Here is a 20,190-nt window from a genome sequence, read left to right as displayed (position 1 = left end):
CGGGAACCGGGGCACGGCGATTTCCCACTTGATCCGCCGTCGCGAACGGACGAATGAGCCGGCGCTCGCTCCGGCCGGGGGCGAGCGAGAGGACCATCACCCGTGGATGCATTGTCGTATCAGTCGATCGCAACGGGCGCCGTCGCGCTCATGGTCGCGCGCGTCTTCTACGTGCGCGTCAAGAAGGCCCCCGAGGGCAACGAGACGATGGCGCGCATCGCGCGCTACGTCCGCGAGGGGGCGATGGCCTTCCTCGCGCGCGAGTACAAGGTGCTCGCCATCTACGCCGTCGTCGTCTTCGCGCTCCTGGCCGCGACGCTCGGGCTCCTCGCCGCGGGCGCCTTCGCCGCCGGCGCGTTCCTGTCGCTCATCGCCGGCTTCTTCGGCATGAAGGCCGCGACGTACGCCAACGTCCGCACGGCCGAGGCCGCGCGCGCGCACGGCAAGCCCACCGCGCTCGTCACCGCGCTCGACGGCGGCGCCGTCATGGGCCTCTGCGTCGCGGGGCTCGGCCTCATCGGCCTCGGCGGCATCTACGCCCTGTTCCGCAACGACGAGCACCTCGCCACGATCGTCCACTCGTTCGCCGTCGGGGCGAGCTCGATCGCGCTCTTCGCCCGCATCGGCGGCGGCATCTACACGAAGGCCGCCGACGTCGGCGCCGACATCGTCGGCAAGGTCGAGGCGAACATCCCCGAGGACGACCCCCGCAACCCGGGCGTCATCGCCGACAACGTAGGCGACAACGTCGGCGACATCGCGGGCATGGGCGCCGACATCTACGAGAGCTACGTGGCCGCGGTCGTCGCCGCGATCGCGCTCGGCCTCACGATGCCGATCGCCACGCTGCAGCAGCTCGCCCCCTCGATGGGCGAGACGGAGCTCCGCGCGATGGCCGTGTCGCTGCCGCTGCTCCTCGCGACGATCGGCCTCGCGGTCTCGGTCGTCGGCATCTTCATCACGCGCGCGCTCAAGAACCTGCCGCCGGCCCGGGTGCTGCGCCTCGCGCTCATCCTCCCGCCGTTCCTGGTCGTGCTCGCGGCGGCGGCCGTCCTCCCGCAGCTCGGCTACAGCTTCGGCGCCGTCGTCACCCTCGCGGCCGGCGCGGCGGGCGGCGCCATCGTCGGCCTCGTGACCGACTACTACACGTCGATGGGCCCCATCCACAAGGTGGCCCAGAGCTCGCTCACCGGCCCCGGCACCAACGTCATCCGCGGCCTCGCGGTCGGCCTCGAGAGCGTCGCGATCCCGCTCCTGGTCCTCTGCGCGGTGGGCTGGATCTCGAACCACTACCTCGGCCTCTACGGCATCGCGCTCGCCGCGGTCGGCATGCTCGCGGGCACCGCGATCGTCATGACCGTCGACGCCTACGGCCCCATCGCCGACAACGGCGGCGGCATCTCCGAGATGGCCGGCCTCGGCAAGGAGGTCCGCGAGATCACCGACGAGCTCGACGCGGTCGGCAACACCACCGCGGCCGTCGGCAAGGGCTTCGCGATCGGCTCGGCGGTGCTCACCGTCGTCGCGCTGTTCGCCGCCTTCAACATGGAGGTCGACGCGGTCCGCCGCGCGAAGGGCCTGCCGGAGCTCGTCCTCTACCTCACCGACGCGAAGGTCCTCATGGGCCTCCTCTTCGGCGCCCTGCTGCCCTGCCTCGTCGGCGCGCTCACGATGACCGCCGTCGGCCGCGCGGCCGGCTCGATCGTCGAGGAGATCCGCCGTCAATTCCGCGAGATCCCCGGCCTGCTCGAGGGCAAGCCGGGCGTCGACCCGCAGCCGAAGGTCATCGTCGACATCGCCACGACGGCGGCCATCCGCGAGATGATCGCGCCCGGCGCCATCGCGGTGCTCGCGCCGGTCCTGGTCGGCTTCCTGGCCGGCCCCGAGGTCCTCGCGGGCACGCTGGCCGGCGCGCTCGTCGTCGGCGCGGTGCTCTCGCTGATGATGGCGAACGGCGGAGGCGCCTGGGACAACGCCAAGAAGCACATCGAGAAGGGCGGCCTCGCCGGCCACGCGAAGGGCTCCGACGCCCACAAGGCCGCCGTCGTCGGCGACACCGTCGGCGACCCCTTCAAGGACACGTCGGGCCCCGGTATCTCGATCCTCATCAAGGTGATGGGCGTCGTGTCGCTCCTCATCGCCCCGCTCATCGCCTGAGCGGACACGTCGTCGCGACGACCGAGGACGCGGCCCTTACCGGCCGCGTCGTCGTTTTGTGGGCCTCGCGCGTCGCGGGGGCGCGGCGCGCCGGGAGGGGGCGCCGAGGTCCCTTTCGTCAGGCGTGGCTCGCGATGAAGCTGGCCGTCGCCTCGGGCGACGAGAGGATCGCCCACTGACGATCCGGGTACGCGAAGTTCGTGGCGAACGCGTCGGCCAGCGACTGGCTGCGCGAGGCCGCGGCGAGGAGCGCCAGCGCGTGATCCGGCGGCGGCAGGAGGGAGGCGTTCGTCCACTCCGTGGCCGGCCGGAGCGCCTCCCAGAGGCGGTCCTCCAGGTCCGCGCAGAACGCCTCGTCGAACGCGGCGCCGGCGGCCGCCTGCCCGGCGATCCGCTCGGCGGCGAGCCACGCCGCCAGCGTGGCCATGTTCGCGCCCTGGCCCGTGATCGGATCGTGGGTGATGTGGAGATCGCCCAGCGCGAGCGCGAACCTGCCGCCGCCGAGGGCCGCGTACGCGCGCCGCACCACCGGCCTCACGGCGCCGATCACGTGGTCGCGCGGGCCGGCCACGCCGAAGCTCGCCCGATCGACGCGCTCGGCCGTGAGCGGCGCGTGCGCGAGCACCGCCTCGAGCAGCGCCGCGTCGAACCGCGCCGGATCGTCCTCGTAGCGCATCCGCGTGAGCGGATCGAGCGCGCCGCCGGGAATCGCCTCGATGAGCAGGGCGGGCATGACCCCGCCGAGGGTGAGGTACTGGTTCTCGAAGAGCTCGCCGTGCCCCGGGGAGACCTGGAACATGAACTCCAGCCGATCGGGCATGCGGAGCCCGCGGACGATGCCCGCGAAGAGCCGCCGCAGGGGCGCGGCGTGCGGGCTGCGCTCGGGGACCGTCGGGAAGAGGTCGGAGAGGCCCGCCCGGCCCGTGGCGACGACCACGAGGTCGTGCCCCGCGGCGAGGTCGCGGAGGGCGGCCGGATCGAGCGAGGCCTTCACCACGCGGCCGCCCCGCGCGGCGAAGTCCTCGAGCAGCCGCGGCAGGTAGACGCGCATGTCGATGAAGAGCATCGAGTCCTGGAGGTGGCTGACGAAGCCGAACGGCGGCTCGGCCGCCACGCGCAGCCGGACGGTGCGGGTGGCGTGCTCGGGCCGCTCCCAGTGCGCGACGCCGAGCGCCCGCTGGCGCGCCCGGGTCGGTGCGGAGAGCGCGACGGTGCTGGGCAGGCGCCCGGCCCGGATCTCGTCGGGCGTGCGCTCCACATAGAGGCTCACGTCGAGTCCCTCCTTCTGGAGGTGCAGCGCGAGGTGCAGGCCGGCCATGCCGGCGCCGACGATTGCAATGGTGGGCATCCTTGTCCTCCTTGTCCCTCTCACCGGTTCGATGCGAGCTTCACGGCGAGGTCCGCCGGGATCTCGGCGCCCCCGACCGCGGCGACTCCGCAGGAGCGGATCGCGGCGGCGAGGGCCCCTCGCGCGGCGGCCCTCTTCCAGAGGACCACATCGCTGCGCGGAGCGCGCGGGTCACTGCACCTGGCTGCCTCGTGCGCTCGCTGTTCGGCCAGAACGAGGAAGGCCGCGCTCGCCCGGCGGCCACGATCTCGGGTAAGGTGCGCGCTCGAGGCATCGCACCAATGCGCAAGAATCTTGTTTCGATGGGGTTGCTCACCGGCCTGCTCTGGTCTTGCACCTCGTCGACCTCGGGGCCGGACGCCGCCGCCAGCGGCACGGAGAGCACGGTTCAAACGGGAGGATCCTCGACGAGCGCCGGGGGGGATGCAGGCGGCGACGCGGCGGGCGGATCGGCGGCGCAGGGCGGCGCAGGCGCCGCGGATCCGAGCGGGGGCACGGGCGGCAGCGGCGCTGGAGACAGCGCGGCGGGCGGCGGTAATCAGACGAACGCGGGCGGGAGCGGTGGCACGGACGACGCCACCTCCGGAGGCACGGGGGGTGAGGGGACAGGCGGCGCGGACACGGGCTGCACGCCGAATGGCGACTCCCAGAACCTGGCGGAGAGGTATGCGAATTGCTTTCCGATCGGGGCAGCGGTGGATTCGCAGTCGTACACGACGCACGCCGCGCTGCTGAAGGCGCACTTCAACAGCGTGACCGCCGAGAACGAGATGAAATTCGAGTCGCTGCAGAGGACTGAAGGCAACTTCTCCTACGACGCGGCGGATCGCATCGTGAATTTCGCGGTCGCGAACAACATGAAGGTCCGCGGACACGCCCTGGTCTGGCACAGCCAGAACCCCTCCTGGCTGTTCTCGAGCGGCGGCGGCGCCGTGTCGAAGCAGGTCTTGCTCTCGCGCATGAAGAACCACATCAGCAACGTGGTGCGCCACTTCAAGGGCAAGATCTACGCGTGGGACGTCGTGAACGAGGCCATCATGGAGGACGGCTCGTACCGCGGGGGCAACCTGCCGGACGGCCAGAACAGCCGCTGGTACGAGATCCTCGGCGAGAGCTACATCGCGGAGGCGTTCAAGTACGCGCACGAGGCCGATCCGGACGCCAAGCTGTTCTACAACGACTTCTACAACTACATCCCTGCCAAGCAGCAGGGCATCTACAACATGCTCAAGGGCTTGCTCGATCAGGGCGTGCCGGTCCACGGCGTCGGGCTGCAAGCGCACTTCAACATCGAGCCCTCCACGGTGACCACGAACCAGGCGTATCACCAGCACGTGGCCAACCTGGAAGAGGCGATCAAGCTCTATTCGTCGCTCGGCCTGGAGGTGCAGGTCACGGAGCTCGACATCTCGCTGTACATCCCCGGCGTGACGTACAACCCGAGCACGTTCTACACGACCGCGACCTTCACCGACGACCTGAAGGCCAAGCAAGCCGCGCGCTACCGGGAGTTCTTCGAGCTGTTCCGGAAGTACGGCTCCGCGATCACGGGCGTCACCTTCTGGGGCATCGCGGACGACAACACCTGGCTGTCCGAGTTCAGCTCGGGGCGCAAGGACTTCCCCCTGCTCTTCGACGTCGACCACAGGCCGAAGCCGGCGTTCGACGCCGTGATGGATTTCTGAGCGGTCATGGTGGGCCGCGCGCCCCGGCCTGACGCGGGGTGACCGGGCGGGGGCGCTGCCGGCTGGTTCGCGCTCCGCGGCCCCGACGCGTCCCCCGCCTGCTCGACCCGTTCCGACGCCGCCTCAGGGGGCGACGAACACCTTCATCTGCGACGGCGCGACGTGCGCGCCGACAGGCATGTTCGCGTTGGCGCCGTTGTGGGCCGAGATCGCCGTGTGGACCACGATCTTCTTCCCCTTGGCGTAGACCTTCGAGCTCGCGCGCTTGAAGGCCACCTGGCCGCGGTTCACGTTCGAGATCATCCCGCCGAGCGTCCCGGCCTCGTCCCCCTTGCTGCTCGGCATCTTCGACGCCTCGGTCACGGTCTCCTTCTTCTGGATCAGCACCTTGGAGACGACCGACTCGCAGCCGCTCAGGCTGCCTACGTTCGGGAACGGCGTGGGCACGGGGGGCGCCGGTGGCGCGGGCACCTTGCACACGTCCGGCATGGCAAAGCAGGTTCCGCCGGCCTTCGATGCTGCGGGCAATCCCATGTCGTGTGTCCTCCGCCCCGGCTCAGCCGAGCAGCACGCGCTCGCCGTCGATGGAGGTTTCCTTCTTCGAGACCAGCCGGGTCCGCTCGCTGACGAGCTGGTAAGCCTCGCGGATCAGGGAGCGGGCGCGCCCCGCCCGGATCTGGAGCAGCCCGTCGACCTCGCGGTAGACGTCCCTGGCCCGCTCGATCAGCCGCTCGGCCTGGATCTCCATCCGGCCGGCGGTGGCGGCGATCTGGGCGGCGGTCGTCGCGATCCGCTCGGCGAGCACGGTCGCCTCGGTGGCGTGGAGCGAGGCCCGGTCCGCGGTGACGTCGACCGCCGGCGCGGCCACGCGCACCGCCGCCCGCTCGACGACGAGGCCCGGCTCGCCGCCCTCGCCGGCCTCGCTCGCCACGCGCCGCGCCGCGCGGTGCCGCACGTCGCGCCGCGCGCGGAGCTCGACGTCCGTGGCCGCGTCCACGACGACCTTCCCCCGCGGCGCCGCGAGCGTCAGGTCCCCCGCGGGCGCGGCGACGCGCGCCGCGCCGGTCGCCGCGTCGTAGGTCACGGCGAGGGCGCCCTCGCCGTCCCGGATCGCGATCGTGCTCCCCTCGAGCGACGCCGTGGCGCCCTCGGCCGTCTGCAGCACGGGCCCCCGCGCCGCGAGCAAGACGCCCACGATGTAGAGCTCCGAGCCGGTCGCGTGCGCGGCGACGAGCACCCGGTCGCCGGTCGTGCTCCGGTATCCGGGCACGGCGATCCGCGCGCTGGCCGCGGCGCCCTCGACGCCGGGGGCGCCGGGCCGCACGACGCGCACGACGGCGCGCGCGCCGTCCCCGGCGTCCACCACGGTGGCCTCGATCACGCCCGCGCGGGCGGGCTCGTGCTGCAGGGCGGCGGCTTCGTTTCCCATCCTCAGGTCTCCGTCCGGAAGTCCTCGGCGCGCGCGCGGTCCGGGTCGGTGTCTTTCGCGCCCTGGGTCCGCGCGCCGCGCAGCTCGGCGCCGTCGCGCTGCGCGCGGTGGAGATCGGCCCCCTCGAGGCGCGCGCCGGTGAGGTCCGCGCGCTCGAGGCGCGCGTGCGAGAGGTCGGCGAGGGAGAGGTCGGCCCCGGCCAGCCACGCCTCCCGCAGATCCGCGCCGGGGAGCCTGGCCGCGCCGAGCCGCGCGTCGCGCAGGTCGGCGCGGCGCAAGAGCGCCCCGTCGAGCGCCGCGTCGGAGAGATCGGCGCGCGAGAGGTCGGCGCCGTCGAGGATCGCCCGCTTCAGGTTCGCCGCGGGGGCCTTCAGGCCCGCGAGCGTCGCGCCGGACAGGTCGGCGCCCTCCAGGTTGACCTGAGCGGCCTTCACCGCGCCGAGGTTCGCGCCGCGGAGGTCGGCGCCGGACAGCGTGGCGTTCGTGAGCTCGCAGCCGCGGAGGTCGACGCCCTCGCCGCGCGCGTCGCAGAGGAGGGATTGCTCGATCACCGCGCCCGCGAGCTGCAGGGTGCGCAGGTCGGCGCCGGAGAGGTCCGCGGCGAACAGCCGGGCCCGGCGGAGATCCGCGCCGGTGATCGAGGCGGTGGACAGGGAGGCCTCGGAGAGGTCGGCGCCCGAGAGGTCCGCGTTCGTGAGGTCGACGTCCGCGAGCTGCGCGCCGCGGAAGGTCGCGCCGCCGAGCGCCGCGCCGGCGAGGCAAGCGCCGGACAGGTCGGCGTCCGAGAGGTCGGCGCCCGAGAGGTCCGCGTCCCGGAGATCGGCGCCGGCGAGGTCGGCGCCGGCGAGGCGCAATCCGGCCCACGAGACCGAGCTGAACACCGCCTTGCCGAGGGACACGCCCGCGAGGTCGAGGCCGCGGAGGTCGACGCCGGCGAGGCGCACGCCCTCGAGCGAGCACCCCTCGAGCCTCGCGCCCCCGAGCGAGGCGCCATCGAGCGTGGCGCCGGCGAGGTCTGCGTTCCGGAGATCCGCGCCGTCGAGCGATGCGCCGCCGAGATCGACGCCCCGGAGCGACGCGCCGCGGGCGCGCGTGCCCTTGAGCCGGGCGCCCCGGAGCGACGAGCCGTCGAGGACGAGGCCGTCGCAGGTGGAGCCGGCGAGGTCGGCGCGGGCGAGCTCGCACCCGACGAGGCGCGCGCCCTCGAGGGCGGTGCGGCGGAGGTCGGCCGCGCCGAGGCGCGAGGCCTCGAGCTCGGCGCCCGCGAGGGAGGCCGGGGGGCCCGACGCGGAGAGGTCGAGCCCCGAGGCGCGCGCCCGCAGGAGATCGGCGCCGCCGAGGAGGAGGCCTGTCGTGGCGGCGGCGCGGAGATCGACGTCGCGGAGCGAGGCGCCGGTGAGGTCTGCGCCGGAGAGGTCGGCGCCGTCGACGGCCGCGCGGTCGAGGCGGGCGCCCTGGGCGTCGCAGCCCTGGAGGAGGGCGCGGGAGAGGACGGCGTCGAGGAGCTCGGCCTTGCGGAGGGTGGCGCGGCGGAGATCGGCCCGCTCGAGGAGCGCGCCGGAGAGCTTGGCGCGGGCGAGGTCGACGCCGGCGAGGGTCGCGGCGGTCAGGATCGCGTCGCGCAGGTCGGCGCCGGCGAGGCGGCAGGCCTCGCCGGGAGGGCCGCTGAGATCGGCGCCCGAGAGGTCGGCGTCGGTGAGATCGGCGCCTTCGAGGTTCACGTTGCGGAAGATGGCGCCGGAGAGCGTGGCGCCGGCGAGCTTCGCGCCGGAGAGGTCGGCGTCGCGAAAGAGGACGTTCGAGAGATCGGCGCCGCGGAGATCGACGCCCGGCGCGGCCACGCCCGAGAGGTGGCTGCCGGCGAGCTGACCGAGCTTGCTCCGTCGCAGGAGATCTGCCGCCGTCGTGCGGGATCCGCCGTGGCTCGCGGTGCTCATGATCGCGAGGAGGCTAGGGCATCGCGCGGCGCGTGTCACTGAGGTAGCGTGCGTGCTGGCGTGTGCTCGGCGGGCCGCGAGGAGCGGCGCGCCGGCGGGGGACGGGAGAGCCGGAGAGCGGGAGGAGGCGAGGGGAGCCATGATCAGCGTCGCGGTGAAGGTGGAGACGGCGTGCGGCGCCTGCCGGATGCCGATGCCGGTCAACACGCTGGCGCGCGAGGCGCGCTGTCCGAGCTGCGGCAGGTCGACGGGGCTGGGCGACGATCTCTGGAAGGCGCTGCTCCGTGACCCGCTCTACAACGGCCCCAGGTTGCTCGCGAACGAGGTGCGTCGTAGCTCGGCTGGCAAGCTCTCTGCGGCGTACACGCGGCGCGGGCCGCGTTGCCAGGGCTGCGACAAGGAGATCCCCGTCGAGAGGATCCAGGAGGTCCGGGAACAAGCAATGCTCCGGTGCGAGCGGTGCGCCGTGCAGACGTGGGTCCGGGCGGTGCCCGCGGAGCTGGCAGGAGCGCTCCCGAACGTCACGCACCTCGTCGGCGAGGAGCCGGACCGGCTCGCAGGAGCCGCTCCGCCACCGGCCGAGGCGGCGACGTTCCCGTGTCCACAATGCGGCTCGCCGATCGCGTTCGATGGCGTGAGCCGGGCGTGCACGTGCCGCTTCTGCAACGCGAGCGTGCACGTCCCGGATGAGTTCGTGTACCGGGGCCAGCGGCGCGTGGTGGCGCACTGGTATCTCTGTTTTCATCCATCGGTGACCGCGAGCGCCCCCGCCGCGCAGGCCGTCTCTGCCGGCCTGTTCGACTGGGATGGGATGCCGGTGGCTGTCGTCGATGCGGAAGGGAATCTGTACTGCGCGGCCACGCAATCGCGCTGGTATCACGATGAACATGGCAGACTGCAGGAGAAGATCGACCACGTCCTGTGGTCCATGGACCCCTCGCTGAACATCCGCTGGCTCCAGCGAGATCGAGCGGAGCCGGCGCGCTTGCTGTGCTGCCTGAAGGACAGGCTCCTCGTGATCGGCGCCGCCGCCGGCTCACCGCCGCTCTGGCTCTCCTCGGGGACGGGCACGCCCGTCGAGAACGCCGGCGCTGTCATGCCGAGCATCGAGATCGCTCGGCTGGAGCCAGGCCACCTGACCTGCGACCGTGATGGCTCGCTGCTGCTCGAGAAGGACGGCAAGCTCAGGAGGATAGCACCGGACGGGACGGAGAGGCCCGTGTGGGCCCACCGCGATCCGCGGGGCGACGCTGGCGATGGATACGCCTGGGGGCTGAGCTCGCTCGCGGACTGTCCGGTGAACGTCCCGTCCATGCTCACGGGCATCTACTGCGGTCCAGACGGCTCGCTCTATCTGCTGGACTCGGACAAGCTCGCTCGCTTCGACGCGAGCGGGAGGAAGGTGTACTGCGAGGATCTCGACGCCAGATCCGCGGATCGAGGGGAGGGCTTGATCGGCGCCGATCTCCAGGGGAATGCCCTCGTCCTTCGCAGGGATCGGCTCGTGCGGGTCAGCGCTGCGGGCGGGCAGGGCGCGATCCTGGTCGCGGAGCGCGACGCCCTCCCCCACGAGAAGATGCGTGTTGCCGTGTGCCCTGATGGGTCGTTCTGGCTGTTCGGTGAGAAGGGGCTCGCGTGGAAGCTCGGGCACGGAGGCAGGCTGGTGTTCGCGAGCGAGAAGGAGCCCAGGCCGAAGAAGCCGACCGTCGACGAGGTCGTACAGCAGCGCGTGGAGATCGGCATGGAGATGGTAAAAGTGCGGGCGCAGGCTGAGCTTGAGAATTTGCAGCGAATATGCGGTGAGATGGAGAGGCAGGAAAAGGCCAGAGAGCGCCGGGCCAATCTTATCGCATGGATCTTCGGGATTGTGTTCTTTGTGGTGCTTTCTCTGCAAGGGACGTGCTACTGATCGCGCTGGGCGTCCAGCATCACCCGAGATCGATCCGACGTCCGCGGAGCTTTACAGCGCCCTTGCCGACGGTGATCTTCGACGAGCCAGCCAGCAGCTCGACGCTGCTGCTATTCACGTTGCACATCGAGCCACCCTTGACGAGGCGCGCCTGGCTCCCTGAGACCGCCAGCCGGCTCTCTTCGTTTCCGACAGTGATGGCGCCGGCTTCTGCGTTCAGGCTCCACTGACCCGCTTTCACGATCGCGGTGCTGCCTTCTGCCACGAGCTTGCCCGCGCTCTTGATCTCCATGGCTCCCTTGGACTTGATGTTGACGGTCCCATCGGACCTGGCAAGGAACGGACCCGTGGCTCTCATCTCGAGCGAGCCCCCAGCTCTCATCTCGAGTCGCGTGCCCGACTCGATGTCCACCACGTTGCCGCTTTCGATGCTCACCAGCTGGCCGCTCTTCAGCTTCATGCTTCCGAGCGACAGGAGGTCCACGAGCTGGTCGGAGGTCACCAGAGCGCTGCGCCTGCCTGCGATCTCCACAGAGCCGCCGGCCTTGAGCACGGCGGCGGCTCCACCTGCAACGACGGCCTGGCCATTCGATGACATGGTCGCGTTGGCCCCGCCGCACACGAAGGCGCTTACGGTCCCGGTGATGGCGGAGGTGGCTGTGGCCGAGTTCAGGTTGATGGGGCTCCCTGGCGCGGGTACAGGGGATGGGATCCGGCCCGCTGTGGCGAAAGCGTCGGCCAGGAGAGCCATCCCTTTGGCGGCCGCGACGCGGGCATGATCGATGCTCCGCTGCGCGATCTTTGCTCTGGAGCTGATGAGATCGCGTGTGCCTTTCACGCCGGTATTTGCAGCCTTGAGCCTTTCAACCACATTGCCGGCCTTTCTCCAGCCGATCGCGTCGTCGCTCTCCGTGTTGAGCCTTTTGTACGAGTTGGCCAGCTCCCTCGCGCCCTTTGCTGCCTCGGTCGCTTTTGCGATTCTCTCGACGTCTGTGGGGGAGTTGGCGAGCCACTCCTCGCGTGTCATCGGCCGGCGCGCGCCGTTCGGGTCTTGACCTGGAGGGTTCGTCATGAAGCTGAGCGTCTGCCACCGATTGGTCACCTCGCGCTCGATCGCGTCGACGCGCGCCTGCGCTTTCACGGCTTCCTCTTCGAGCTTGGCGTGCTCCTTGGCATGCCATTTCGTGGTGGTGTCGACAACGCCCTTGGCCACCCCCAGCACGCCGTCCATTAGCTTGTGCAATTTTTCGCCCTTGAGCGCATCCATGATGCTCGAGGCTCCGGCATGATTGACGATGTTCGCGGAAGTCAAGATGGAAGCGACCTCGGACACGACCGTGCTCACGGACGTGAGCGTGCTCACGCCTGCGTTCGCCACCGCGGTGTAGGCCTCGCTCGTCGTGATCGCCGCCCCGGCCTCGGGCGTGTTCGGTGAGCCGAGCTGGAACGACGCTCCCCCGAACGGCGTGGACAGCTTGATGCGCTCCTCGCCCTCGGTGTCGTCGAGGTTGATCTCGTTGTTCCCGCCGGTCCGGATGACATTTCGCCGGGAGTTCTTCGCGTCGACCGTGCTCGGCGTGTGCGGGTTCGGGACCGCCCCGGTGATGATCGGCCGGTCCGGATCGCCGTCGATGCACGTGAGGATGACCTCCACGCCGCTCCGGAGCGGGAAGTGGAACCCGTAACCCGCCCCGGCGTGCGGCTGGGCCATGCGGACGAGCCGCGAGGCCTTGCCGTCCGCGGCGCTGCTCGTGTCGAACAGGAAGCGCACGCGGTAGCGGCCCGCCTCATCGACCTCCGCATACTGGCCCTTGGCGGCCGCGTCGATGACCCCCGTGATGGCCCCGTGCACCCGGGGCTTGGGCGTGACGCGCGGCGGCCGGTAGGTCGTCGCGAACGGGATCGCCCGGAACTCGTTGGTATAGGCGTGCTCCTCGCCCCGGCCCGTGCTGAGCGTCGCCTGCTGCAGCCGGTGGCGCACCTCGACGAGCAGCAGCTCGACATCGCCGCGCGGGTGCCCCTCCAGCATGAACCGCGCCCCGGCGCCGAGGGTCTGCACGTCGCTCGCCCCCTCGAAGACCTTGCGCCCCGCGCGCAGCTCCTCGGCCCGGATGACCGCGATCCGCTCGCCCTCGTCGGGCGTCTTGAAGTGCGCGCCGTACTCGACGATATCGCCGCCGGCCGCGCCCGAGACCGTCGCGGCGGCCATCAAGGGCACGTGCGGCGTCCGGTAGTTGTAGTCCTTGACCACGTAGCGGCCCGGGATCGTGCGGGTCGTGCCCTCCAGCCGGTGGACGCCCATCTGCTCGCCCCGGGGGTAGAACTGCGCGCGCCCGCCGCCCTCGATCGGCTGAAAGCCGCTGTTGGCGTCGGAGAAGACGATGACGTCGCGGCCGTCCCGGTGCTCGAAGAAGAAGGAGATGCCGAGGTGCTCGGAGAGGCGCGAGGCGAATTGGAGATCCGTCTCCCTGTACTGCACCACGTACTCGCGGGGCGGATACGGCGCGACGAGGCGCAGCTCGAAGTCGTCGCCCTCGTGGAGCCCCGCGCGCTCGAGCTTCTTCTTGAGGATCTCCGGGACCGAGAGGTCCATGAAGATCTCCGACGTCTCGGTGAGCGTCATCCGGAAGGCGCGCGGCACGAAGGTGAGCGTGTAGGCCATGTGCAGCGTCTCGGTGTGGAGCGCGTCGCGCACGACGGAGACGACCCCGAAGAGCCGCCGCACCTCGCGGTCGCCCCGGTAAAACACGAGCGCGGCGGGCTCGGCGAGGAGCGCCTCCTCGTGGAGGCCTTCAGGGCTCTTGCACACGACGTGGAGCTGGAACTCGAAGAGCTGCGAGATGACCTCGCGCCCTTCGAGCTCGTACAGCGCGACCGCGTCGGCGGGGAAGGCGCGTGACTCCAGGCGAGCAGACAGAATGTCTTTCATGGGCGTCCCTCGGGTGAGAAGACGCCATCATCGCCCAGGTGCGCGGCGTGGTTCAACGAATTTTCCGGAGGCCGAGCCGGGCGAGCTCGCCCGCCCACGAGGTGCTCTGCGAAGGCCCGCAGCGCGGAGCGACCGCCGTCGCCCGTCCGTGCGGTCGAGTCTCGGCTTCCGTTGAGTTCGCGAGAACTCCCGATGGAATCCTTGGAGTCCGGCCGGAAGCGCTCCGGTGGGTCCCTTGGATTTCATCAGGTAGGGTGGAATGCGAAGGACACGCCTCCTTGTGTGCATGCTGTTCATTGTTGCCGAGTGTGGTTGTATGGGAATTGTGTGCCTGGGTGATAGTGCAGCGGCCGCGCGCTGGTGTGATCAAACGCCGATGTCGCGGGAATATCTAGGGGATCTGGTGTATCAGCGACGGCGTGCGGTGCGCTGCTCACTCGCGATCTCAAGGAGCACAGGTCTGCATGGCGACAAGACACGGTCTCTCTGACAATCCCTCACGCATGCGCCAGTGGAGCAGCAAGCGGAGCGCCTGGGCGGAAGATCGCGGGGCCGGCGAGGCCCCTCGCCCCCTCACCGTGGCTCGACCGGGAGGCGCCGGCGCTCGGGGGCGGCCCCCGAGGACCGGGACCTCGAGGACCTCGGCCATCATCGCGATCGCCGTGGTCCTCGTCTCGGGCTGCGGCCGTGACGCGGCAGCTCCCTCGGACGGGGCCGTATCGAGCGGTGGAAGCGGCGGCGCGCTCTCGACCGGAGCAGGGGGAGGCGGGGCAGGGGGAGGGGCGGGGGGCTCGGGAGGGGCGCCGCCGGGAGCCGGCGGGGTAGGGGCGGTGGGCGCGGGAGGCAGCACAGGGGCGAGCACCGGCGGCGCGCAGGGCGGGAGCGGGGGCTCGCCGAGCGAGCCTCGCCCCATGGTGACCGCCGCTCCGGGCACGGCGCTCGTCAGGATCGACACGAGCGTGCGGCACCAGTCGTTCGAGGGCTGGGGCACGAGCCTGTGCTGGTGGGCCCATCACGTGGGCGGATGGGAGGAAGCCAGGCGCAATGCCGTGGTCGAGGCGGTCGTCGATCCGGTGAATGGCCTCGGCTACAATATCTTCCGCTACAACATCGGCGGCGGGGAGAACCCGTCCCACGAGCACATGAAGCAGCATCGCGAGATGCCGGGGTTCCAGCGCGCCGACGGGGCCTTCACGTGGGAGAGCGACGCCAATCAGCGCGCCATCCTGTTGCGCATCGCAGAGCGCGGGACGGCGCTGATCTTCGAGGCGTTCTCCAACTCTCCCCCCTACTGGATGACGCACAGCGGTTGCGCCTCGGGCAGCCGAGACGGCGGGGACAACCTCAAGGCCGAATACTACGACGACTTTGCCCACTACCTCACGGAGGTCGTCCGTCACTACAGGGATGAGCACGGGATCGTCTTTCGCACGCTGGAGCCGCTGAACGAGCCTCAGGCCAACTGGTGGAAATCGAACGGCTCCCAGGAAGGCTGCCACTTCGACCGGGCGAGTCAGGAGAAGATCATCCAGGAGGTGGCCGGACAGCTCGCCAGCAAGGGCCTCGACGGAACGGTGGTCAGCGCGTCGGACGAGAACAGCATGGATGATGCCCTCCGGAACATCGACGCCTTCGGCCCGGCGACGCTCGCCGCCTTCCAGCAGATCAACGTCCACTCCTACGCCGGCAGCGAGCGCAAGGAGCTCCGGCGGCTGGCGGACGAGCTCGGCAAGCGGCTCTGGCAATCGGAGTCGGGGCCGCTCGGGCAGAGCATCAGCGACGACACGGACGCGGCGCTGTTCATGGCGGAGCGCATCATCAAGGATCTGCGTGAGCTGAAGCCGGAGGCCTGGGTGGACTGGCAGTCGGGCGATCCGTCGCGAAGCTGGGCGAGCTTCACGCTGGATGACCGCGAGCAGTCCTACGCTCCCATCAAGCGCTTTTACATGCATGCCGGCTTCAGCCGCTACATCCGGCCCGGCGCGACGTTCGTCGAGGTCGACAGCGAGGACATGGTGGCCGCGGTCAGCGCCGACGGGAGCTATCTCACGCTCGTGGTCCGCAACGGCGATCGCAACGCGAGCCGCGGCTACACGCTCGATCTCACCCGGCTCCCCACGGTCGGCCTCGCGGCGGAGGGGCACCGCACCTCGCGCACGGAGGACCTCGTGCGGCTCCCCGACATGGCGATCGAGGACTATCGCCTGGTGGTCACGATCCCGGCCTATTCCATCACCACCTTCGTCATCCCGATGCCCTGACTTCTCCTTTGGAGCGACGTTCATGATCGAGCATCGAACCCTCAGGTTTGCGAGTCTGTGCATCGGCGCGCTGTGCGGGACGCTCGCGGGCTGCGCCGGGGGTGGCCCCGCGGTAGCGGACGCGGCCTCCGGCGGCGCGGCGCCGGTGAGCGGCAGCGGCGGAGCCGATGCCGCCGGTGGAACGGGAAGCGGCGGGGTGGGGGGCAGCCCGGTTTCGAGCGGAGGCGCGACGGCGGCGGGGGGAGGCGAGAGCGGTGGTGGCTCGGCCAGCGCGCCCCGCGGAGCGGGGCGCGTAGGCGCAGCGCTCATTCTGAGCTCCGCGGCCCCCTGGGCGTCTGGATCCGGCCATGTGGCGTCGACGTCGTCGCCTATGCCTCGTCCGGAACCTCGACGAGCCAGCCGTGCTTGTCAGGCATGTGGCCGCGCTGGATGGCCGTGATCGTCTCGAAGATCTTTTTGGCCATCTCCCCCGCGCGCCCGTCGTTGATGCTCATGCGCCCGCCTCTCCAGCCCAGCTCTCCCACCGGCGAGATGATGGCTCCCGTCCCGCACCCGAACACCTCGGCCAGCTCCCCCCGACCGTGCGCGGCCACTACCTCCTCGAGCGCGATCCGCCGCTCCTCGACCTGGACGCCCCACTCCTTGAGGAGCGTGATGATCGACTCGCGCGTCACGCCGGCCAGGATGCTCCCTTCGAGCGGAGGCGTGATGAGCGTGTCGCGGATCCGCACGAAGAGGTTCATCGTCCCGACCTCCTCGAAATACCGATGCTCCTTGGCGTCCAGCCAGAGCACCTGCGAGTAGCCGTTCTTCTTGGCCCTCTCCGAGGCATAGAGGCTCGCGATGTAGTTGGCCCCGGTCTTGGCCGCGCCCAGGCCGCCGACGGCGGCGCGCACGTACTCATCCTCGATCCAGATTCGCACCGGCTCGAAGCCTTCGGCGTAGTACGCGCCGACGGGGCAGGCGATGATGTAGAACAAGTACGTGTCGGCCGGTCTCACGCCGAGGAACGGCTCGGTCGCGATGATCGCGGGACGAATATACAGCGACGCGCTGGGCGCCGAGGGGACCCAGTCGCGCTCGATGCTGACGAACTTCAGCAGCGCGTTCATCAGCAGGTCCGCGTCGACCGGGGGGATGCACAGGCGCTCCGTCGTCGCCAGCAGGCGACGGCAGTGCCTGTCCGGCCGGAACAGGTGGATGCGACCGTTGTCCGTGCGCCATGCCTTCAGGCCCTCGAAGGCCTCCTGAGCGTAATGGAACACCGCGGCCGCCGGATCGAGGGAGAGCGGACCGTACGGGACAATACGCTGATCGTGCCAGCCACGTTGACGATCGAAATCCATGATGAACATATGATCGGTGAAATGGCGGCCAAACCCGAGCGTGCCCTCGGGCATTGCCCGGCGCTGCTCAGTTTTACGGACTGTGATGTTCATCGCAGAGTTCCTTCACTGTGTGCGTGGCGGGTTAGGAAATATGAAATGCTGTACATGTGAACAGGTGTCCGGCAAGCGTGGAGGAAGCGGGCGCGCCGACGGCCTGGACGTCGTAGCAGCCTGGATCCACCGCTGCCCATTATGCGCCCACACCTCGAGCGTGCGCAATCCCGGTTGAGCGTGCGCGGCCCTCCGGCAGGCGCGGCCATGCGCGCTGGAGCGCTGCGCGCGGCGAGCGCGCGACCTCCGCCGAGCGGCCGGCGCCCCGAGCGGCCGGCCGTGGTGATGCGCCGCGCGCGCCGCGCTGCGGCAGCTGCTCCGGGCGCGCCGCGCGGGGTGGTCCTGGATCACACCTCCAGCGTCATGACGCGTCCGGCGGGCGGGTGTGGGCGGCGGGCGGGTGTGGCCGCCAGCATGAGCGCCATACCGCGGCGCGGGGGGGCTGGATGGATCGCCTCATATCCCCAGGATACCGGCCGCGTCACTGCAACATAGCAGGGGCGCGTGAGAGGCCCATTCCCCTCATCTCAGCGCGGGTGGTTGGCCGGTGGCCGAGGTGATGTTGGCGGCCATGAGGACATCCTTGTCGAGCACCGCGACGTCGCCCGCCCGATCGTTCTGCGCGCTCGAGACCTCGCCAGGCGCATCTGGAGACGCGAGCGCGCGTGTCGCGAGCTCATTATTCATCGAGGGACGGTGGCGAGCATGGAGGCAGGTGGATCCCCGAGGCCGCCTGCCGTCGCTCCCCGCCACGGGACGGGACGATGGAGCGGTCGCCAGGTGAGCGTCGAATTCTTGCTGCGGGCGCGCTCTCCGGTCTGCGGCCGCCTCGAGGGCACCGGCGGGCACCGCCTGCGCCCTGGTTCGGCGACGCTCCCGACCGCGAGTTCACGTTTGTTAACAATTCGGAAACATTGCTGCAGCGATCGTGCGTCGACCATTTGGCCGCGATGGACGTCCTGATGCCCGCGCAGAGAGAATGAGGAGCCACAGAGGGTACCCAAGCTCACTCCGGGCGTCGTCAGGCAGTGCGGCGAACGAGGTAGAATCGCCTTGACATGCAAAATCTATCGTGGTAGAGGCTCGAAGAATGTGGATTGTACGTATGAATGAAATCATGCGTACGCTCCTTAGGTTGCTGTCAATCCACGCGAAGACCGAGACAATGCACGACAGAATTCTCGCCGAGCAGGTTGAATCAGGGAACGCGCGGTGGGTCGAAGGCCCCGAACAGTTCGAGCGGATGCCCGAGGAGTACAAGGATCTCGTCGTCCATCAGATGATGGCGCACACGGAGGGGGAGCTCTCCGGCGCGGACGACTACCTTGAGCTCTTCTATCCCATGACGGACGACCCCTACGAGAAGAAGGTGTGCTGCGAGCGCGGCGGGGAGGAGGTCGATCACTATCGCAAAGGGGCGAAGGTCCTCGCCGACATCGGCAAGGATGCGAGCTTCATGATGGACATCCCGCTCCAGGATCGCAGCCTCTACGCGACCGAAGCCGTGAAGCGGATCGACAACTGGCCCGAGCGCGGGTTCTTCTCGATGCTCGGCGAGGCCGCCGTTCTCGAGATCCTGAAGGAGATGGCGGAGAGCAGCTACAAGCCGATCGCGGACATGTGCCCGGGGGTGATCAAGGAGGAGCGGGTGCATGTCGCGCACGGGTTCCGCATCATCCGCGACCTCTGCCAGACCCACGAGGGAACGCAGCAGGCGCAGCGCGCGCTGCTCCGCTGGTGGCCCGTGTCGCTCGACGTCTTCGGCCGCAGCGAGTCGAAGCGGTCGCGGCTGTACGTCAAGTGGCGGCTCCGCAAGTACACGAACGAGGAGGCGCGCAACCGCTTCATCGAGGCGATGGTCCCCAAGCTCCAGCAGCTCGGGCTGGACGTCCCGGATCACTCGGCCAACCGTCGCTTCCTGTAGGTTCGGAGAGCGCAGATGGAACCGAGTACACATCGGCCCTACAAGACAGCGGAGCGCGCCATCCTGAGCCTGCTCGGCGGTGATGTCGATTATCTGGAGCGGTTCAGGAAGGTCACCGCCCTCTCGCGCAAGGTACGCTCGTCAGAGTATCTGCTCACGAACGCGTGCAACATTCGCTGCGAGGGCTGCTGGTTCTTCGAGCATGACTTCGACAAGGGCACGAGGGAGCTCAAGTCTGTCGATGACGTGAGGGAGTTCGCGAAACGGGAGCGCGAGCGCGGGATCACCTACGCGATCATCATCGGCGGCGAGCCAACCCTCATCCCGGAGCGGGTCGCCGCGTTCGTCGAGGTGATGGACTACGTCACGATCTCCACCAACGGACTGCGACGTCTCCCGGTCCATGGCTTCGAGAACGTGGCCGTGCAGATCTCGCTCTTCGGCGGCGGACAGCTGGACGACAAGCTCCGCGCCATCAAGCCCGGCGGCCAGAGGTTCACGGGCCTCTTCGACACGGCGCTCCGCAACTACGAGGGTGACCGCCGTGCGTGCTTCGTGTATGCGATCACCGAGGACGGCATCGAGCACATCGAGGATACGGTCCGCCGTATCCATGAGAACGGCAACCGAGTAAGCCTCAATTTCTACAGCAAGTACAACCGCGACGAGCCGCTGCGGATGGAGAACGCGCCGCGCCTCGTCGAAGAGGCCCTGCGCGTGAAGGCGCTGTACCCGGACACGCTCCTCAGCCACCCGTATTTCATCCGCGCCATCGTCACCGGCGAGTCGCACTGGGGGACCTTCGGCTACGACGTGTGCCCGAGCCTCAGCGTGGATCACCCGGCGCACGCGGAGCGGCTGGCCAACGGCAACCCGGTCCTCCCGCGCTTCAACGCCTGGGCGGCCGACTGCAGCACGGTCAACTTCTGTTGCACCTCGGGGCACTGCGGAGACTGCCGCGACAGCCAGGCCGTGCTGAGCTGGATCCTCGTCAGCCTCGATCGCTTCCGCGAGAGCGGCGGGCACCTGAAGACCTGGATCGAGATCAGCGAGAGCTACTGGAAGCAGTTCTGCTGGGCGCCGTACGATGCGCAGAGCACGCTGGCGCAGCCGCGGCGCGCGCTCCCCCTCGTCTCGAACGCAGTCTGAGCCCCCGCCCGGTACACCCCCCA

At 70.0% G+C, this 20,190-nt stretch carries 13 protein-coding genes; 6 read left to right on the top strand and 7 right to left on the bottom strand.

Annotation, left to right across the window (positions count from 1 at the left end; genetic code table 11):
• Positions 1-150: 150 nt before the first annotated feature.
• On the top strand, positions 151-2,157 hold the full coding sequence (locus WMF31_RS25065; protein WP_436606596.1) for a sodium-translocating pyrophosphatase: 2,007 nt from the start codon (positions 151-153) through the stop codon (positions 2,155-2,157).
• A 118-nt stretch (positions 2,158-2,275) separates the two neighbouring features.
• Here the strand turns inward: WMF31_RS25065 and WMF31_RS25060 are convergent, their stop codons facing one another.
• Positions 2,276-3,505: a styrene monooxygenase/indole monooxygenase family protein gene (locus WMF31_RS25060; RefSeq protein WP_436604361.1), complete on the bottom strand. Its 1,230-nt coding sequence runs from the start codon at positions 3,503-3,505 to the stop codon at positions 2,276-2,278.
• Between the two features lie 302 nt (positions 3,506-3,807).
• On the opposite strand from WMF31_RS25060, the gene WMF31_RS25055 reads away from it, so the two are divergent.
• Positions 3,808-5,190, top strand: coding sequence for an endo-1,4-beta-xylanase (locus WMF31_RS25055; RefSeq protein WP_436604360.1), 1,383 nt, complete (start codon positions 3,808-3,810; stop codon positions 5,188-5,190).
• Positions 5,191-5,313: 123 nt separating this feature from the next.
• On the opposite strand, the gene WMF31_RS25050 is transcribed toward WMF31_RS25055, so the two are convergent.
• From WMF31_RS25050 to WMF31_RS25040, 3 genes are read right to left on the bottom strand one after another with little or no spacing between them, the layout of a single operon-like run.
• Positions 5,314-5,724 (bottom strand): PAAR-like domain-containing protein, encoded by a 411-nt coding sequence (locus tag WMF31_RS25050; RefSeq protein ID WP_436604359.1) that lies wholly within the window; start codon positions 5,722-5,724, stop codon positions 5,314-5,316.
• A 22-nt stretch (positions 5,725-5,746) separates the two neighbouring features.
• Positions 5,747-6,619, bottom strand: a complete 873-nt coding sequence (locus WMF31_RS25045; RefSeq protein ID WP_436604358.1) for a DUF3540 domain-containing protein — start codon at positions 6,617-6,619, stop codon at positions 5,747-5,749.
• Positions 6,620-6,621: 2 nt separating this feature from the next.
• Positions 6,622-8,556 carry a pentapeptide repeat-containing protein gene (locus tag WMF31_RS25040; RefSeq protein ID WP_436604357.1) on the bottom strand — a complete coding sequence of 645 codons (1,935 nt, stop codon included), beginning with the start codon at positions 8,554-8,556 and terminating at the stop codon, positions 6,622-6,624.
• 139 nt (positions 8,557-8,695) lie between these two features.
• Here WMF31_RS25040 and WMF31_RS25035 point away from each other — a divergent pair, with 139 nt between their 5' ends.
• Complete coding sequence (locus tag WMF31_RS25035) at positions 8,696-10,465, top strand: hypothetical protein (protein ID WP_436604356.1); 1,770 nt, start codon at positions 8,696-8,698, stop codon at positions 10,463-10,465.
• Positions 10,466-10,484: 19 nt separating this feature from the next.
• On the opposite strand, the gene tssI is transcribed toward WMF31_RS25035, so the two are convergent.
• Complete coding sequence (gene tssI, locus WMF31_RS25030; RefSeq protein ID WP_436604355.1) at positions 10,485-13,394, bottom strand: type VI secretion system tip protein TssI/VgrG; 2,910 nt, start codon at positions 13,392-13,394, stop codon at positions 10,485-10,487.
• 911 nt (positions 13,395-14,305) lie between these two features.
• On the opposite strand from tssI, the gene WMF31_RS25025 reads away from it, so the two are divergent.
• A complete protein-coding gene (locus WMF31_RS25025) occupies positions 14,306-15,655 on the top strand; it encodes a glycoside hydrolase family 30 protein (RefSeq protein ID WP_436604354.1) in 1,350 nt (449 codons plus the stop codon).
• A 368-nt stretch (positions 15,656-16,023) separates the two neighbouring features.
• Here the strand turns inward: WMF31_RS25025 and WMF31_RS25020 are convergent, their stop codons facing one another.
• Both WMF31_RS25020 and WMF31_RS25015 read right to left on the bottom strand, forming a co-directional pair.
• Entirely contained in the window at positions 16,024-17,094 is a 1,071-nt protein-coding gene (locus WMF31_RS25020) for a branched-chain amino acid aminotransferase (RefSeq protein ID WP_436604353.1), read from the bottom strand.
• 522 nt (positions 17,095-17,616) lie between these two features.
• Complete coding sequence (locus WMF31_RS25015; protein ID WP_436604352.1) at positions 17,617-17,781, bottom strand: hypothetical protein; 165 nt, start codon at positions 17,779-17,781, stop codon at positions 17,617-17,619.
• Between the two features lie 478 nt (positions 17,782-18,259).
• On the opposite strand from WMF31_RS25015, the gene WMF31_RS25010 reads away from it, so the two are divergent.
• Together WMF31_RS25010 and WMF31_RS25005 are read left to right on the top strand one after the other, a co-directional pair.
• Entirely contained in the window at positions 18,260-19,018 is a 759-nt protein-coding gene (locus WMF31_RS25010) for a Phenylacetic acid catabolic protein (RefSeq protein WP_436604351.1), read from the top strand.
• 15 nt (positions 19,019-19,033) lie between these two features.
• Positions 19,034-20,167, top strand: a complete 1,134-nt coding sequence (locus tag WMF31_RS25005; RefSeq protein ID WP_436604350.1) for a radical SAM protein — start codon at positions 19,034-19,036, stop codon at positions 20,165-20,167.
• The last annotated feature ends 23 nt before the right edge of the window (positions 20,168-20,190 follow it).

The organism is Sorangium sp. So ce1036, from assembly GCF_051369805.1.
GTDB classification, from domain to species: Bacteria; Myxococcota_A; Polyangia; order Polyangiales; family Polyangiaceae; genus Sorangium; species Sorangium cellulosum_F.
Note: the sequence above shows the minus strand (reverse complement) of the source record. Positions and strands in the feature narration are given on the sequence as shown.

Coding starts and splice junctions, on each gene's coding strand:
- WMF31_RS25005 (WP_436604350.1), top strand. CDS start 19,034: ATGGAACCGAGTACACATCGGCCCTACAAGACAGCGGAGCGCGCCATC.
- WMF31_RS25040 (WP_436604357.1), bottom strand. CDS start 8,556: ATGAGCACCGCGAGCCACGGCGGATCCCGCACGACGGCGGCAGATCTC.
- WMF31_RS25035 (WP_436604356.1), top strand. CDS start 8,696: ATGATCAGCGTCGCGGTGAAGGTGGAGACGGCGTGCGGCGCCTGCCGG.
- WMF31_RS25045 (WP_436604358.1), bottom strand. CDS start 6,619: ATGGGAAACGAAGCCGCCGCCCTGCAGCACGAGCCCGCCCGCGCGGGC.
- WMF31_RS25010 (WP_436604351.1), top strand. CDS start 18,260: ATGCACGACAGAATTCTCGCCGAGCAGGTTGAATCAGGGAACGCGCGG.
- WMF31_RS25025 (WP_436604354.1), top strand. CDS start 14,306: ATGGTGACCGCCGCTCCGGGCACGGCGCTCGTCAGGATCGACACGAGC.
- WMF31_RS25055 (WP_436604360.1), top strand. CDS start 3,808: ATGGGGTTGCTCACCGGCCTGCTCTGGTCTTGCACCTCGTCGACCTCG.
- WMF31_RS25065 (WP_436606596.1), top strand. CDS start 151: ATGGTCGCGCGCGTCTTCTACGTGCGCGTCAAGAAGGCCCCCGAGGGC.
- WMF31_RS25020 (WP_436604353.1), bottom strand. CDS start 17,094: ATGAACATCACAGTCCGTAAAACTGAGCAGCGCCGGGCAATGCCCGAG.
- WMF31_RS25050 (WP_436604359.1), bottom strand. CDS start 5,724: ATGGGATTGCCCGCAGCATCGAAGGCCGGCGGAACCTGCTTTGCCATG.
- WMF31_RS25015 (WP_436604352.1), bottom strand. CDS start 17,781: ATGAATAATGAGCTCGCGACACGCGCGCTCGCGTCTCCAGATGCGCCT.
- WMF31_RS25060 (WP_436604361.1), bottom strand. CDS start 3,505: ATGCCCACCATTGCAATCGTCGGCGCCGGCATGGCCGGCCTGCACCTC.
- tssI (WP_436604355.1), bottom strand. CDS start 13,394: ATGAAAGACATTCTGTCTGCTCGCCTGGAGTCACGCGCCTTCCCCGCC.